The organism is Blastomonas sp., assembly GCF_046294995.1.
Classification (GTDB): Bacteria; Pseudomonadota; Alphaproteobacteria; order Sphingomonadales; family Sphingomonadaceae; genus Blastomonas.
Window position 1 is genome coordinate 896,662 of sequence record NZ_JBKBOG010000001.1, and the last position, 14,633, is coordinate 911,294.

Sequence of the window (14,633 nt, forward strand, 5' to 3'; positions counted from 1 at the left end):
GCGTCAGAATTCGATCTCGCCGCTGAACACATGCGTCGTCGGCCCGGTCATCGTCACTGTGCTGCCGGGCTGCCAGTCGATGGTCAGCGTGCCACCGGGAAGATACACCTGCACCGGTCCTGTCACCAGCCGGCGGCGGATCGCGGCGACGGCTGTCGCGCATGCCCCGGTGCCGCAGGCGAGCGTCAGCCCCGCGCCGCGCTCCCAGACGCGCAGATGGATGCCGTCATCGGCAATCTGCGCGACGTTGACATTGACGCGCTCGGGGAACAGCGGGTCATGCTCGATCAGCGGCCCCAGCCGCTCCAGATCGGCCGCTGAACTTTCATCCACAAAGAAGACGACATGCGGGTTGCCCATGCTGACTGCGGCGGGATCGGTCAGATCCTCCCAGCCGACGGGCAGGTGGGTGGTATCCATCGGGTAAGCGAGCGGGAGCGCATCCCACTCCAGCCCGGGAAGTCCCATGTCGATGGTCACCGCGCCATCGCCCAGCGTGCCGCGCAGCAGCCCCGCGCCGGTTTCGATCAGCACGTCGCGGCCGGCGAGCGCGACGACGCAGCGGGTGGCGTTGCCACAGGCGCTGACTTCGCTGCCGTCATGGTTGAAGATCTGCATCGCCATGTCGGCGGTGCTGGCGGCGTCGGCAGGCCGCATCACGATCAGCTGGTCGCAGCCGATCCCCAGGTGCCGGTCGGCAAGCGCGCGGACCTGCTCGCCGGTCAGCGACAGGTCTTGCTCGCGGGCGTCGAAAATGACGAAGTCATTGCCGAGGCCGTGCATCTTGTGAAAGCGGTGGTGCGCCATGGCCGCGCTTTAGACGCTGCGGACCGGCTTGAGAAGGGCCAACGGGGTGGCGACGGCCCGCAGGCGGGCGGTTATTCGCCCAGCGCGGCGCGGAGCTGGGGTCCGGTAAGGCCCGCCAGGCCGTCGAACGGTTCGGCCTCATCCTCGGTGCGGGGCCGCACCGGGTGGCCCAGCATGTTGCGATCGGCGAGCAGGCGGCGCGCCTGTTCGACCGACAAGGGTTGGCCGAAATGGAAGCCCTGGCCCTTGGCGCAACCGATAGCGGTGAGGTGTTCGATCAGGTCGCCGTCCTCGATGCCCTCGGCGGTGATCGGCAGACCCATGGATTCGCCCAGCAGCGCGATCGTCTGGACGATGGCGCGGCTTTCCTTGCTCTCGTTCATCGATGTGACGAAGCTGCGGTCGATCTTGATCCGGTCGAACGGCAGCGCGCGCAAATGCGCGAGCGAGCTGTACCCGGTGCCGAAATCGTCGAGCGCGACGCGTACGCCCTGGTTCTTGAGGCTGCCGATGATCGACTGGGCCAGCCCCATGTTCTCGAACAGGCAGCTTTCGGTGATCTCGATCTCCAGCCGGCTGGCGGGAAATCCGGTCTCGACCAGCAGCTTGACGATCTTCTGCGCCAGCCACGGGTCGCGCAGTTGCACCGGCGAGATGTTGACCGAGATCGTCAGGCTCTGGTCCCAGTTGCGCGCGTCTTCCATCGCCTGGCGGATGACGCAGGCGGAAAGGTCGCCGATCATGCCGGTATCTTCGGCGATCGGGATGAAGATGTCAGGGGCGATCTGGCCGAGCTCCGGCGAATTCCAGCGTGCGAGAACCTCAAAGCCGATCAGCGTGCCCGAGGCGAGATCGATCTGCTGCTCGTAATAAGGCACGAACTCGCCGCGGCCGATGCCGATGCGCATTCCGGATTCGATCTTGTTGCGGAACTGGACTTCGCTTTCCATGCGCGGATCGAACCAGCAATAGCGGTTCCGCCCGTGCTTCTTGCTGGCGTACATCGCGATGTCGGCGCGGCGCATCAGCACATCGAGACTGTTGTCGCACATGTCCGCACGCGCGACGCCGATCGACGCGGTGACAGTCAGTTCGGCATCGCCGTTCATGGCCGGGCCGATGATCGGGTGGCTGACCTGCTCGATCATGTCCTCCGCAACGCGCTGAACGGTCTCGGGGAAATCGGCATCGAAGATGAAGGTGCAGGCGAATTCATCGCCACCCAGCCGGGCGACATGGCTGTTGGGCGGCATCGTCGCCTTCAGCCGCTGGGCAACCTCGACGAGCACCTTGTCGCCTGCGTCATGGCCCTGGATGTCGTTGATGTTTTTGAAGTTGTCGAGATCGAGCATCAGGTACGCCACGGTCATGTCGCGGCGCGCCGCCTGCGCAATCAGGCTCGATGTCGCCTCGCCGATCGCGCGGCGATTGAGGCAGCCGGTGAGCGGGTCGGTAACCGCCAGCGTCTTGGCCTGTTCCTCCGCGCTTTTGTGGTGCGCGATTTCCTGGTGAAGTTCGCTGTACCTTCGCCATCCGAAAATAATCAGCGCGATATTGAGCAGCAGAGCGGTCACGGCGATGTTGTCGGGGGAGACTGCCATGCCGTTCAACCGCTGGACGACGCTGGGCATGACGCTGCCGGCGGTGCCGACGAACATCAGGATGGCCGCGGTCATGATGCCGCCGGCGATGAAATCACGACCGCGTTCGGCGCGTTCGGTCAGCACCTCCGCTCGGTTGTGGATCGCGGGATCGGTTTTCATGCGTTGCACCATCATTCCCCCCAACCGGCGTGGAGCACCCGATTGAATGCCGGGAAGGTACGGCGGGATCGTTAAAACAAAGTTTACGGTCGGCATAAGTGTCAAAGCAAATTGTCAGTCAATCTGCGGAACACGATGGTAAAGATCGTCTTAAGCCAGTTAGTCCAGGCGAGCATACGGCAGGCGACACGGTTAGACCGCCGTGCAGGGGGTTGCCACTTGGTGTCGCCTGCGCTATCAGCCCGCCCAGCTTTGGCACATTCAGGTGTGGCAAAAGCATCCAGTCCAGCCGCTAGAGCCGCGTTGTCGGTCCATGCGTGCGCCGGTCGGCGAGGTTTCGCCCACCGGCGTTTTGTGTGTTTCTAGGCAGGCTTGATCGGAAAGGTTTGACGGGCCATGTGGGCGGGCAGAAGGAGAAGCGGATATGTTCGATAATCTGACTGATCGCCTTGGCGGCGTGTTCGACAAGCTGCGCGGCCGTGGTGCGCTGAAGGAAGAAGACGTCCGCTCGGCGATGCGCGAGGTTCGCATCGCGTTGCTCGAGGCCGATGTCGCGCTTCCCGTTGTCCGCGATTTCGTCAATACCGTCACCGAAAAGGCCGTTGGCCAGTCGGTGCTCAAGTCGGTCGCGCCAGGCCAGCAGGTCGTCAAGATCGTCAACGACGCGCTGACCGAGATGCTGGGTTCCGAAGCCAGCGAGCTCGATCTGGCCGTAGCCCCGCCTGCCGTCATCATGATGGTCGGCCTTCAGGGCTCGGGCAAGACCACCAGCACCGCCAAGATCGCCAAGCTGCTCAAGGAAAAGCACGGCAAGAAGGTCATGATGGCCTCGCTCGACGTTCAGCGTCCCGCCGCGCAGGAGCAGCTCAAGGTTCTGGGCGAGCAGATCAGTGTCGCCACGCTGCCGATCGTCGCGGGCCAGATGCCCGTCGATATCGCGCGCCGCGCGCTGCAATCGGCCAAGCTCCAGTCGTTCGATGTCGTGATGCTCGATACTGCAGGCCGCCTGCACGTCGACCAGCAGCTGATGGACGAGATGAAGGCGGTCGCCACCGAGGCAACGCCCAAGGAAATCCTGCTCGTCGTCGACTCGTTGACCGGTCAGGACGCGGTCAACGTCGCGCAGAACTTCTCCGAGCAGGTGCCGCTGACCGGCGTCGTGCTGACCCGTATGGACGGCGATGCGCGTGGCGGGGCGGCGCTCTCGATGCGTGCGGTCACCGGGCGTCCGATCAAGTTCGTCGGCATGGGCGAAAAGATGGACGCGATCGAGCCGTTCCATCCGGGCCGGGTCGCAGGCCGCATCCTGGGCATGGGCGATGTCGTCAGCTTGGTCGAGAAGGCCGCAGCGACGGTCGAGAAGGAAGACGCCGACAAGCTCGCCGCCAAGATGTCCAAGGGTCAGTTCGACATGAACGACCTGCGCACGCAGCTGCGCCAGATGACCAAGATGGGCGGCATCGGCGCGCTGGCAGGCATGATGCCGGGCATGAAGAAGGCCAAGGCGGCGATGAGCGCGAGCGGTGTCGAGGACAAGGTGCTGGTCCATATGGACGCCATCATCGGGTCGATGACTCCCAAGGAGCGCGACAAGCCCGCTCTGCTCAACGCCAAGCGCAAGATCCGTATCGCCAAGGGATCGGGAACCACCGTGCAGGACGTCAACCGGGTGATCAAGATGCACCAGGAGATGGAAGGCGCGATGAAGAAGATCCGCAAGATGGGCGGATTGAAGGGTCTCGCTGCGATGTTCGGCGGCGGCGGCGGTGCAGGCGGCATGGGTGGTCTGGGCGGCGGCAAGATGCCGAGCGAGGACGATATTGCCGGGCTGCTCGGCGGTGGCGGCGGCAAGGGCATGCCCGGGGGCATGTCCGGCGGACCTCCGGGCCTGCCCAACGGGCTTCCCCCCGGTTTTCAGAATTTCAAGAAAAAGTGATTTCAGTTTAAATATTTCAGAAAGGTAAGGTTCAAATGTCTATTTCAATGCGTCTGTCGCGTGGCGGTTCCAAGAAGCGCCCTTATTACAAGATCGTCGTCGCCAACAGCCGCGCACCGCGCGACGGCAAGTATCTTGAGCAGATCGGCATCTACAACCCGCTGCTCGCCAAGGATTCGGGCGAGCGCGTCAAGATCAACGAAGAGCGCGCCAAGCACTGGCTGTCGGTCGGCGCACAGCCCACCGATCGCGTTGCCCGCTTCCTCGACTCCATGGGCATCAAGGAACGCAAGGCGACCGTGAACCTGAAAAAGGGCGAGCCCGGCGAGAAGGCCAAGGAACGCGCTGAAGAAAAGACGACCAAGATCGCCGAAGCTGAAGAAGCCGCCCGCGCTGCCGAAGAAGCCAAGAATGCACCGGCTGAAACACCTGCCGCCGAAGAAGCACCCGCTGAAGAGGCCGCTGCCGAACCGGCTGAAGGTTGATGGAAAAAAGCCCCTCCCGTTGGGCTGCGCCCGTCTGCGGCTCAGGGGAGGGGTTGGGGGTGGGGCCTGCAGTTGCAGGTCCCCGCTTCCTCCCCCACTATTGGTACACGCATGCCTGACCGCCCGATAACCCTGGCCGTCATTATCGGCGCGCACGGCATCACCGGCGAAGTGCGCCTCAAGCTTTTCGGCTCAGGCCTCGACGGGGTGAAGGCGCACAAGACCTTCAACAATGGCGCGCTGACGCTCAAGACGCTGCGTCCACAAAAGGACCTCGGCATCGCATGGTTTGCCGAGATCACCGACCGCAACGCCGCCGAAGCCGCCCGCGGCACCGAACTCACCGTGCCGAGATCGGCGCTCCCGCCTCTGGGCGAGGATGAGTATTATCACGCTGATATGGTCGGGCTGCCCGTGGTATCCGACGCGGGCGAACCCTTGGGCACCGTCCGGGCGATCGAGGATTTTGGCGCTGGCGATCTGCTCGATATCGCCACGCCCGATGGCAAAGCCTTCATGGCCCCCGTCGCCGCCGCCGACATCGGCGAAGACCGCATCGTGATTGACCCTGTCTGGGCCGAATAGTATATACATGATGTATATACGGGGGCGTATAGCCGGGAGGCCGTGATGGGCAAGGAATACCGCGCAAAGAGCTTCAAGTCGGGCAATTCCGTGGCCATTCGCATGCCTGCTGCGCTGGGGATCGAACCTGATCGCGAGTGGACTATCATCGAGCAGAACGGCGAATACGTCGTCCGAGAGGTTGAAGTTCCCAGGCGGAAGTTCAACATCGAAAAGGTTTGGGGTAGCGCGATAAATCTGAAGCCAATAAAGCCCGAAGATCGGTTGTTTGAAGACCGGCCATCGGCGTTGGACGATAAGTCTACGTGAAGTATCTTCTCGATACGAACATCATCATAAAGTTGACGATGGCACAAAGTGAGCCTTTGCGTATTCGCGCGGCGGAATGCCTGGACGGTGACATGGTAACTTCGAGCATTGCGATTGCAGAAGTGCTCTACGGGTCGGTCAACGATAAGCCGCCAACGCTGGATCAGCTTGAGGGCTTTCTGCAGGTCGTGCCGGTGCTTGATTTCGATATGGCCGCAGCCTCTGCGTATTCGACTCTTCCGTTTGAGCGCGCGAGCTACGACAGGTTAATTGCAGCGCATGCCTTGTCGCTCAATCTGACGGTTATCACGGATAACATGAAACACTTTCGCCAAGTGCCGGGGCTACAGGTCGAGAACTGGACCCAATGACCTTCGCAGCCCAGATCCTCACGCTCTACCCCGAAATGTTCCCCGGGCCGCTCGGCCACAGCATCGCGGGGCGTGCGCTCGCCGAGGGACGCTGGTCGCTCGAGGCTATCCAGATCCGCGATTTCGCTACCGACAAGCATCGCAGCGTCGATGATACGCCTGCAGGCGGCGGGGCGGGGATGGTGTTGCGCGCCGATGTGCTCGCATCGGCGGTCGATCATGCGCTGGAGCGCGCGCCGGACGCACCGGTGATCGCGATGACGCCGCGTGGCGCGCCGCTCACGCAAGGCCGCGTGCGTCAGCTCGCGGACGGCCCCGGGGTCACGATCCTGTGCGGGCGATTCGAGGGGTTCGACGAACGGTTGTTCGAGGCGCGGCCGATCGAGGAGATTTCGATCGGTGATTACGTGCTTTCGGGCGGAGAAACCGGGGCTTTGGTGCTGCTGGACGCTTGCGTTCGGCTGTTGCCCGATGTAATGGGCGCCTCTTCAAGCGGAGACGAAGAATCGTTCGAGAACGGTTTGCTCGAATATCCGCACTACACCCGACCTCAAATCTGGGAAGGGCGTGCGATCCCCGAAGTGCTGCGATCGGGGGATCACGCGAAAATCCGGGCATGGCGTGACAGCCAGGCTGCGGAGATAACACGGCTAAGGCGGCCGGATCTTTGGGAGCGCCATGGGGGCACTCCGGATCAGTCGCCCTCTGGTGCGCGGCGAAAAAGATAGGACAGGTCACATGAACCTCATCCAGACGCTCGAAGCTGAAGCTATCGAGGCATTCAAGGCTAGCAAGACCATCCCCGAATTCCGGGCTGGCGATACCATCCGCGTTGGCGTACGCGTCGTCGAAGGCGACCGCACCCGCGTCCAGAACTACGAAGGCGTGTGCATTGCACGCTCGAACCGTGGCCTCGGCTCGAACTTCACCGTGCGCAAGATTTCGTTCGGTGAAGGCGTCGAGCGCGTATTCCCGCTGTATTCGCCCAACATCGATTCGATCACCGTGGTCCGCCGCGGTGTCGTGCGTCGTGCGAAGCTTTATTATCTGCGCGGTCTGACCGGCAAGCGCGCTCGCATCGCCGAGCGCCGCGACAACCGTCCCGCCAAGGGCAGCACCGAAGGCTGAACCTTCGTTGCAGTTGCTGAAAATCGTCAAAGGGCGGTCCGCACGGGCCGCCCTTTTTCGTTGCGCTCCGCCAACGCTTTGCGCAGGGAAGGGGCATGGCTTTACCTCCCGGACCCGCTCAACAGATCATTCCGCGCGCGATGGCGCATTTGCGTGGCGGCAACGCCGCCGCCGCCCGGCTGGAGTGGTATGCACTCCCGCCGGCCGATCAGGCGCACCCTGACTGCCTGTTCGTCCGCGCGCTGATCGACCGGGCAGGGGGGCGGTTGACCGAGGCCGGGCAGGCATTGGCTGCTGCGATCGAGGCGGAGCCGATGGTCCCGCAGATCTGGAAGCTGTATGCCGAAGTGCTTGATGATCTCGGCAACACGATGGAGGCGCTGCGCGCGGTCGACCGGGCAGCGGCGATCGCGCCGGGCTATATCGACGCGTGGCACGATATGGCGGTGCTGGCGTTGAAGACCGGGCAGCCCGATCTGGCCGAGCAGGCTTTGGTCAACCTGGCAAACCTGAAGCCCGACGATGCCCGCCTCACACCGTTACACGCCGCGCTCGCGCAAGCGCGGGGCGATCATGATGCGGCGGTGGCAGGCTTCCAACAGGTTCTGGCTGCCAAGTCCAACGACCGGCGCGCGCTGCACAATCTTGCGGTGTCGCTGCGCGAGATCGACCGGCGCGAGGAAGCGCTGGCGGCGGTGGACGAGGCGATCCGTCACCGGATCGACAATCCGGCAAGCTTCACGCTGCGCGCGCATCTGCTCGCCGAGCTGGGGCACTATGAAGCAGCGGTCGATCAGTATCGCGATGTCATTGCCCGTCACCCCGACTTTCTCGATGCGCACGAAACGCTGGCGCGGTTGATGCCGCAGCTGGGCGGTGGAGAGCCGGTGGCGCTCAACGGATACCGTGCTGCGCTCGCCGACCGGCCAGGGTCCAAGCCCTTGTGGCTTTCGGCGATCGCCTCGGCCAAGGCGCTGGGCAAGCCCGACCAGATGCGCGAATGGGCCGACGCGGCGCTGCAGCGCTTTGGCGCCACGCCCGACATGAAGATGCTGCGCGCGTCTGCCGATATCGCCGCCGGCGATTGGGACGCCGCACGGCCCCGGCTCGAGGAACTCGCCAGCGCGCATCCCGAAAGCCACAGCGCGCGGCTCAACCTGGCGCATGTCCTGCTCGCCCAAGGTGACGCCAAGGGCGCCGAGACCCATGCGCTGGCGGCGAGCGAGCTCAACCGCGACGACCAGTCCGCCTGGGCATTGCTCACCGTCATCTGGCGGCTGCTCAATGACCCGCGCGAGCACTGGCTGGCGGATTACGAGCGGTTCGTCATGCCCGTCGATCTTGCCGCGCCCGTGGAATGGAGCAGCATGGCAGCGTTCCTCGCCGATCTGCGGCCAGCGCTCGAGGCGCTGCACACCACGCAGATGCACCCGGCCGAGCAGACGCTTCGCGGTGGCACGCAGACCCGCGGCATCCTGTTCAACCGGCGTGACGCAGCGATCCAGGGGCTGGCCTCGTCGATCCGCGCGGCGGTCAACGCGGCGCTGGGCGGCCTCGCCTTCGATATGGACCACCCGTTCCTGCGCCGGATGACCGACGACATTGCGTTTGCCGGATCATGGTCGGTGCGGCTGGCGAGCGAAGGCTTTCACGTCAGCCATGTTCACGCATCGGGCTGGCTCAGTTCGGCATGCTACATCGCGCTGCCACCCGAAGTGGCCAATGGCAGCGATACATCGGGAGCGCTGCAATTCGGCTCGCCCGATAGTGCCTTCGGGCTAGATCTGGCACCGCGGCGGATCATTGCGCCAGCTGAAGGGCGACTGGTGATCTTCCCCAGCTATCTGTGGCACGGCACCTTGCCGTTCGAGAGCAATGCGCACCGGTTGACGGTGGCATTCGATGCATTGCCGCTCGCAAGCCGACAGGACACGAACATTCTGGTCTGACGACGGTATCGCGCGGGCTGTTTATTTCATCACGCGGCGCAGCTGCGTAACAATCCTGTTGGTTATGCCGCCCGATTGCCACTCGCGTCTTGTAATGCGGGGGGTTAGCCGCTAGGCGCGCCGGTGCATTGCACTGGAGGAATTGATCCGTGGGTTATCGAGTAGTCGTTGTCGGCGCGACCGGAAATGTCGGTCGCGAAATGCTGGCCATCCTGGCCGAGCGCGAGTTCCCGATTGATGAAATCGCCGCTGTTGCCTCGTCGCGTTCGACGGGCACCACGGTCGAGTTCGGCGATACCGGCAAGATGATCAAGGTGCAGAACATCGAGCATTTCGATTTCACCGGATGGGATATCGCGCTTTTCGCGGCAGGGTCTGCCGCGACCAAGATCTATGCCCCCAAGGCCGCATCGCAGGGCTGCGTCGTCATCGACAACTCGTCGCTCTATCGCATGGAGCCCGACGTTCCGCTGATCGTGCCCGAAGTGAACCCCGACGCGATCGACGGCTACAAGGCGCGCAACATCATCGCCAACCCCAATTGCTCGACCGCGCAGCTGGTCGTGGCGCTCAAGCCGCTGCACGATGCCGCGACGATCAAGCGCGTCGTCGTTGCGACCTACCAGTCGGTTTCGGGCGCGGGCAAGGAAGGCATGGACGAGCTGTTCGAGCAGTCGCGCAACATCTTCGTCGGAGATAGCGCCGAGGCCAAGAAGTTCACCAAGCAGATCGCCTTCAACGTCATCCCGCATATCGATGTCTTCCTCGACGATGGATCGACCAAGGAAGAGTGGAAGATGGTGGTCGAGACCAAGAAGATCCTCGATCCCAAGATCAAGCTGGTCGCGACCTGCGTGCGCGTGCCGGTGTTCGTCGGCCATTCCGAAGCGGTGAACATCGAGTTCGAGAACGAGCTGAGCGCCGAGGATGCGCAGAAGATCCTGCGCGAAGCGCCGGGCATCATGCTCGTCGACAAGCGCGAGGACGGCGGATACGTCACCCCGGTCGAATGCGTCGGCGATGGCGCGACGTACATCAGCCGCGTGCGCGACGACAGCACCGTCGAGAACGGCATCTCGTTGTGGTGCGTGTCTGACAATCTGCGCAAGGGCGCTGCGCTCAACGCGGTGCAGATCGCCGAACTGCTGGGCAGAAGACATTTGAAAAAGGGCTGACCTTATGTCACTGTCAGTGTCATGACATTGACAGCCGACATCTTCTGGTCGTTTCGCTCGCCGTACAGCTATCTCGCGATGCGGCGCTATCGCGCGATGGGCGAGCGTTATGACCTGACGCTCAACCTGCGCCCGGTCTATCCGCTTGCGGTGCGGCAGCCCGATTTCTTCGAGAAGAGCCAGCCGGGCTGGCTGCGCTACACGCTGACCGATGTGTTCCGGCTCTCGCAGTATCTGGACATTCCGTTCGCGCCGCCCAACCCCGATCCGATCGTTCAGGACATCGCGACCCGCACGATCGCCGCTGAACAGCCATACATCTACCGGATCACCCGCATGGGGCAGGCCGCAGCGCGGCAGGGCAAGGGGCTCGCGTTCTGCGACGAAGTTTCGCAGCTGATCTGGGGCGGCACCGCGAAGTGGCACGAGGGCGACCACCTCGCAGGAGCGGCCGAGCGCGCAGGGCTTGATCTGGCGACGCTCGAAGCTGTCGCGGTATCCGACGCGCAAGCACTCGACGCCGAACTCGCCGCCAACCAGCAAGCGCTCGAGATGGCGGGCCACTGGGGCGTTCCCACCCTGGTCTTCGATGGCGAACCGTTTTTTGGCCAGGACCGGATCGATCTTGCCATCTGGCGCATGGAGCAGGCAGGCCTTAAAGAGCGGGAATGACCGCAACCGCCCCCAGCATCACCACCACCCGCATCCGCTCGTTCGACGGCACCGAGCTTGCCGTGCACGAAACCGGCGAGGGCAGGGCGCTGGTGCTGCTCCACGGGCTGTTTTCGAGCGCTGAGACCAACTGGATCAAGTTTGGCCATGCGGCACGTCTGGCAGATGCCGGCTTTCGCGTGATCATGCCCGATCTGCGCGCGCACGGCCAAAGCGATGCGCCGCATGATCCGGCGGCGTACCCGCGCGATGTGCTGGTCGATGACGCGCTGTCGCTGATCGAGACGCTGGGGCTTGATGATTTCGATCTCGGCGGCTTTTCGCTGGGAGCGCGGACCACGGCCAAGCTTCTGGGCGCAGGCGTCACGCCGCGCCGCGCGATCCTTGCGGGCATGGGCTGGGAAGGGCTGACCGGCTGGGGTCGGCGACGCGACTTCTTCGTCACCGCGATCGACCGGCGCGACGAGGTCAAGCGCGGCGATCCGCATTTCATGGCGGTAGCCTTCATGAAGACGCAGGGGATCGATCCGATTGCGGCCAGGCTGCTGCTCGACAGCTTTGGCGATGTCGATACCGATGCGCTGATCGCGCGCCACGTTCCGGTGCTGGTGGTCTGCGGCGCGGATGATCAGGACAATGGCTCTGCGCCCGAACTGGCGCGGCGTCTGGCCGACGCGACGTATCGCGAGATCAAGGGCACGCACATGTCGAGCGTGCTCGAGCCGGCGCTGGCCGATGAGATGGTTTCATTTCTCACCACTTGACGCTGCGCCACGGCGGTTCCATCGTTCGCGCCAATTAAAGCCGAACGACAAGGGGTCGCCCGCAATGAAATGTCTGAAATCCGTCGCCTCCGTGGTCGCCCTGTCGATCGCGACGCTCTGCGTGCCTGCTTATGCCGAGGCCTCCGCAGCGCAGACCGCGCCTGCCAGACAGGCGGCCAAGCCAACCGCTGCTGATGCCGAAGCCTTTGTTGCGTCGGCCGAAAAGGAGATGTTCGACTATATCGTGTCGGCGAGCCGGGTGTTCTGGATCAACTCCACCTATCTGACCGACGACACCAATGCGCTCGCTGCGGAAGTCGGTGCCCAGGGTACCGAAATGCAGGTGCGGTTCGCACTGGAGGCGGCGAAGTTCAACGATGTCGCCGGGCTGAGCGACGAGACCCGCCGCAAGCTCGACAAGTTGCGCGGCGGCATCGTGCTGCCCGCGCCGACGACCGAGGGAGCCGCGACCGAGCTCAACACCATCGCGACCAACCTGCAGTCGATCTATGGCAAGGGCAGGGGCACGCTCGGCGGCAAGCCGGTCAACGGATCGGACATCGAGGCAGCGATGGGCGACAACCGAGACCCTGAGCAGCTCAAGGAAATGTGGGCGAGCTGGCACTACAACGTCGGTGCACCGATGAAGGACGATTACGTCCGCATGGTCGATATCGCCAACCAGGGCGCCCGCGAGCTCGGCTTCACGAATGTCGGCGCGATGTGGCGCTCGCAATACGACATGAGCGCCGACGAATTCGCCGCGCTGACCGAGAAATTGTGGCAGCAGGTCAAGCCGCTGTATGACGATCTGCACTGCCACACCCGCACCAAGCTCAACGAGAAATACGGCGATGCGGTGCAGCCCAGGACCGGCCCGATCCGCGCTGACCTGCTCGGCAACATGTGGGCGCAGGAATGGGGCAACATCTACGACATCGTCGCGCCAGCCGGAGCAGGCGACATTGGCTATGACGTCACCGAACTGCTCAAGGCCAAGCAGTATGATCCGCTCAAGATGGTCAAGGGCGGCGAGGCGTTCTTCTCCTCGCTGGGCTTTGCGCCGCTGCCCGAGACGTTCTGGCAGCGCTCGCAGTTCGTCAAGCCCGCCGACCGCGAGGTCATCTGCCACGCTTCGGCATGGGATATCGACAACAAGGACGATATCCGCATCAAGATGTGCATCAAGGTGAATGCCGACGACTTCACCACCATCCATCACGAACTCGGACACAATTACTACCAGCGCGCCTACAACAAGCAGGATACGCTGCATCTCGACGGGGCCAATGATGGCTTCCACGAAGCGATCGGCGACATGGTCGCGCTGTCGATCACGCCCGATTATCTGGTGGAGATCGGCCTGCTCGATCAGGCGAAGGTGCCGGGCCCGGACAAGGATCTGGGATTGCTGTTGCGGCAGGGCATGGACAAGCTTGCCTTCCTGCCGTTCGGGCTGCTGGTCGATCGCTGGCGCTGGGGCGTGTTCGATGGCAGCATAAAGCCTGCAGGCTATAACGAGGCGTGGACCGCGCTGCGGCTGCAGTATCAGGGGATCACGCCGCCGGTTGACCGGCCTGCGGACGCCTTCGATCCGGGCGCAAAATATCACATTCCAGGCAACACGCCCTATACCCGCTATTTCCTTGCGCGCATCCTGCAATTCCAGTTCTACAAGGCCGCATGCGATATCGCGGGCTGGACCGGCCCGCTGCACCGCTGCACTTTCTATGGCAACAAGGAGGTCGGCAATCGCCTCAACGCCATGCTGGAAATGGGAGCGTCCAAGCCCTGGCCCGACGCGCTCGAGGCGTTCACGGGAACGCGCGAGATGGATGGAACCGCAATGGTCGAGTATTTCGCGCCATTGCAGACCTGGCTGAAAGTACAGAACAAGGGCAAGCAATGCGGATGGTGATCCGCGCTGCTTGCCCTGTGGTCAGCTCGTCGGGGGATATGCTAGCCCCATAAACGATGGGGCCTGCCTTCCTGAAGCGGGGGGCGCCTCTTGTCGGAAAACAGAACCCGAGGCGCCGCGCATGAGGGAATCGCGCACGGCACCTATCCGGTTGTGTTGATCAATACGTGTTGTATTTGCCGCCAGTGGCGCCGGTTGCCGGCGGAACAGCGTTCTGATCGACATAATCGCTGTTTTCATCGACGGTCGGCGTCTTATCGGATTTGCGCGACAGTGCGATCGCAAACGCGATCAAAGCGACGCCGCCTGCGGCCAGGCCGATCGCCATGGCAGGATGCGCACGGGCCTGCTCTGCAGCATATTTGCTGTTCTGGCTGACCTTCTCGGACAGTTCGCGCGCAGCAATGCTCAGGCGCTCGGACGCGTCGTGGGCGAACTCTTCAGCCTTTTCGCGCAGCGGGCCCATTTCGGTGCCCAGCGCCTTGGCGTTTTCCGACAGCATCGATGCCGCCGCGTTGGCATTGCGGCGCGCCAGATCGGACGCGATACGGGCGTTCTCGGACAGGACTTCGCCGGCCAGCTTGGCGGTCTCGGTTGCCTTGACGCGCAGTTCGTCGCGATGTTCGTTAACCGATCCAAAGGCGCTCGCGGCCTCGGCGCGTGCACGCTCGGCCAGGTTGAGCGCATCTTCCTTGATGCGTGCAGCAGCAGTCTTGATGGCGTCGCTCATAATAATCTCCTTGTGTCCAACGCCGAGGTTATCGGTGCGTT

Annotated in this window: 15 protein-coding genes; 12 read left to right on the top strand and 3 right to left on the bottom strand. The window is 63.4% G+C overall.

Annotation, left to right across the window (positions count from 1 at the left end):
• Positions 1-3 precede the first annotated feature (3 nt).
• A complete protein-coding gene (dapF, locus tag ACK4R0_RS04180) occupies positions 4-807 on the bottom strand; it encodes a diaminopimelate epimerase (RefSeq protein WP_409670602.1) in 804 nt (267 codons plus the stop codon).
• Positions 808-878: 71 nt separating this feature from the next.
• Entirely contained in the window at positions 879-2,570 is a 1,692-nt protein-coding gene (locus tag ACK4R0_RS04185) for a putative bifunctional diguanylate cyclase/phosphodiesterase (RefSeq protein ID WP_409670605.1), read from the bottom strand.
• Positions 2,571-2,994: 424 nt separating this feature from the next.
• On the opposite strand from ACK4R0_RS04185, the gene ffh reads away from it, so the two are divergent.
• The 12 genes from ffh (at position 2,995) to ACK4R0_RS04245 (ending at position 13,862) form a co-directional block, all read left to right on the top strand.
• A complete protein-coding gene (gene ffh, locus ACK4R0_RS04190; protein WP_409670608.1) occupies positions 2,995-4,506 on the top strand; it encodes a signal recognition particle protein in 1,512 nt (503 codons plus the stop codon).
• Between the two features lie 35 nt (positions 4,507-4,541).
• Positions 4,542-4,991 carry a 30S ribosomal protein S16 gene (rpsP, locus tag ACK4R0_RS04195; protein WP_409670611.1) on the top strand — a complete coding sequence of 150 codons (450 nt, stop codon included), beginning with the start codon at positions 4,542-4,544 and terminating at the stop codon, positions 4,989-4,991.
• A gap of 111 nt (positions 4,992-5,102) precedes the next feature.
• On the top strand, positions 5,103-5,576 hold the full coding sequence (gene rimM / locus ACK4R0_RS04200; RefSeq protein WP_409670614.1) for a ribosome maturation factor RimM: 474 nt from the start codon (positions 5,103-5,105) through the stop codon (positions 5,574-5,576).
• A 45-nt stretch (positions 5,577-5,621) separates the two neighbouring features.
• Positions 5,622-5,885 (top strand): hypothetical protein, encoded by a 264-nt coding sequence (locus ACK4R0_RS04205; RefSeq protein WP_409670617.1) that lies wholly within the window; start codon positions 5,622-5,624, stop codon positions 5,883-5,885.
• Positions 5,882-6,256 (top strand): type II toxin-antitoxin system VapC family toxin, encoded by a 375-nt coding sequence (locus ACK4R0_RS04210; protein WP_409670620.1) that lies wholly within the window; start codon positions 5,882-5,884, stop codon positions 6,254-6,256. Before ACK4R0_RS04205 ends, ACK4R0_RS04210 begins: the two co-directional genes overlap by 4 nt.
• Positions 6,253-6,984, top strand: a complete 732-nt coding sequence (trmD, locus tag ACK4R0_RS04215) for a tRNA (guanosine(37)-N1)-methyltransferase TrmD (RefSeq protein ID WP_409670623.1) — start codon at positions 6,253-6,255, stop codon at positions 6,982-6,984. The genes ACK4R0_RS04210 and trmD overlap by 4 nt, the downstream gene beginning before the upstream one ends.
• Before the next feature lie 10 nt (positions 6,985-6,994).
• Complete coding sequence (gene rplS / locus ACK4R0_RS04220) at positions 6,995-7,384, top strand: 50S ribosomal protein L19 (RefSeq protein ID WP_409670626.1); 390 nt, start codon at positions 6,995-6,997, stop codon at positions 7,382-7,384.
• 95 nt (positions 7,385-7,479) lie between these two features.
• Positions 7,480-9,333, top strand: coding sequence for a tetratricopeptide repeat protein (locus tag ACK4R0_RS04225; protein ID WP_409670629.1), 1,854 nt, complete (start codon positions 7,480-7,482; stop codon positions 9,331-9,333).
• Between the two features lie 149 nt (positions 9,334-9,482).
• Positions 9,483-10,508 carry an aspartate-semialdehyde dehydrogenase gene (locus ACK4R0_RS04230; RefSeq protein WP_054134472.1) on the top strand — a complete coding sequence of 342 codons (1,026 nt, stop codon included), beginning with the start codon at positions 9,483-9,485 and terminating at the stop codon, positions 10,506-10,508.
• Positions 10,509-10,529: 21 nt separating this feature from the next.
• Positions 10,530-11,180, top strand: a complete 651-nt coding sequence (locus ACK4R0_RS04235; protein WP_409670633.1) for a 2-hydroxychromene-2-carboxylate isomerase — start codon at positions 10,530-10,532, stop codon at positions 11,178-11,180.
• Positions 11,177-11,944 carry an alpha/beta fold hydrolase gene (locus ACK4R0_RS04240; protein WP_409670636.1) on the top strand — a complete coding sequence of 256 codons (768 nt, stop codon included), beginning with the start codon at positions 11,177-11,179 and terminating at the stop codon, positions 11,942-11,944. Before ACK4R0_RS04235 ends, ACK4R0_RS04240 begins: the two co-directional genes overlap by 4 nt.
• Positions 11,945-12,008: 64 nt before the next feature.
• Positions 12,009-13,862 (top strand): M2 family metallopeptidase, encoded by a 1,854-nt coding sequence (locus tag ACK4R0_RS04245; RefSeq protein WP_409670639.1) that lies wholly within the window; start codon positions 12,009-12,011, stop codon positions 13,860-13,862.
• A gap of 160 nt (positions 13,863-14,022) precedes the next feature.
• Here ACK4R0_RS04245 and ACK4R0_RS04250 read toward each other — a convergent pair whose 3' ends face one another.
• Positions 14,023-14,592: a hypothetical protein gene (locus ACK4R0_RS04250; RefSeq protein ID WP_409670642.1), complete on the bottom strand. Its 570-nt coding sequence runs from the start codon at positions 14,590-14,592 to the stop codon at positions 14,023-14,025.
• Between the last annotated feature and the right edge of the window lie 41 nt (positions 14,593-14,633).

Bases quoted from the DNA above. Each gene is read 5' to 3' on its own strand.
- dapF (WP_409670602.1), bottom strand. From the start codon at position 807: ATGGCGCACCACCGCTTTCACAAGATGCACGGCCTCGGCAATGACTTC.
- ACK4R0_RS04185 (WP_409670605.1), bottom strand. From the start codon at position 2,570: ATGAAAACCGATCCCGCGATCCACAACCGAGCGGAGGTGCTGACCGAA.
- ffh (WP_409670608.1), top strand. From the start codon at position 2,995: ATGTTCGATAATCTGACTGATCGCCTTGGCGGCGTGTTCGACAAGCTG.
- rpsP (WP_409670611.1), top strand. From the start codon at position 4,542: ATGTCTATTTCAATGCGTCTGTCGCGTGGCGGTTCCAAGAAGCGCCCT.
- rimM (WP_409670614.1), top strand. From the start codon at position 5,103: ATGCCTGACCGCCCGATAACCCTGGCCGTCATTATCGGCGCGCACGGC.
- ACK4R0_RS04205 (WP_409670617.1), top strand. From the start codon at position 5,622: ATGGGCAAGGAATACCGCGCAAAGAGCTTCAAGTCGGGCAATTCCGTG.
- trmD (WP_409670623.1), top strand. From the start codon at position 6,253: ATGACCTTCGCAGCCCAGATCCTCACGCTCTACCCCGAAATGTTCCCC.
- rplS (WP_409670626.1), top strand. From the start codon at position 6,995: ATGAACCTCATCCAGACGCTCGAAGCTGAAGCTATCGAGGCATTCAAG.
- ACK4R0_RS04225 (WP_409670629.1), top strand. From the start codon at position 7,480: ATGGCTTTACCTCCCGGACCCGCTCAACAGATCATTCCGCGCGCGATG.
- ACK4R0_RS04235 (WP_409670633.1), top strand. From the start codon at position 10,530: ATGACATTGACAGCCGACATCTTCTGGTCGTTTCGCTCGCCGTACAGC.
- ACK4R0_RS04240 (WP_409670636.1), top strand. From the start codon at position 11,177: ATGACCGCAACCGCCCCCAGCATCACCACCACCCGCATCCGCTCGTTC.
- ACK4R0_RS04245 (WP_409670639.1), top strand. From the start codon at position 12,009: ATGAAATGTCTGAAATCCGTCGCCTCCGTGGTCGCCCTGTCGATCGCG.
- ACK4R0_RS04250 (WP_409670642.1), bottom strand. From the start codon at position 14,592: ATGAGCGACGCCATCAAGACTGCTGCTGCACGCATCAAGGAAGATGCG.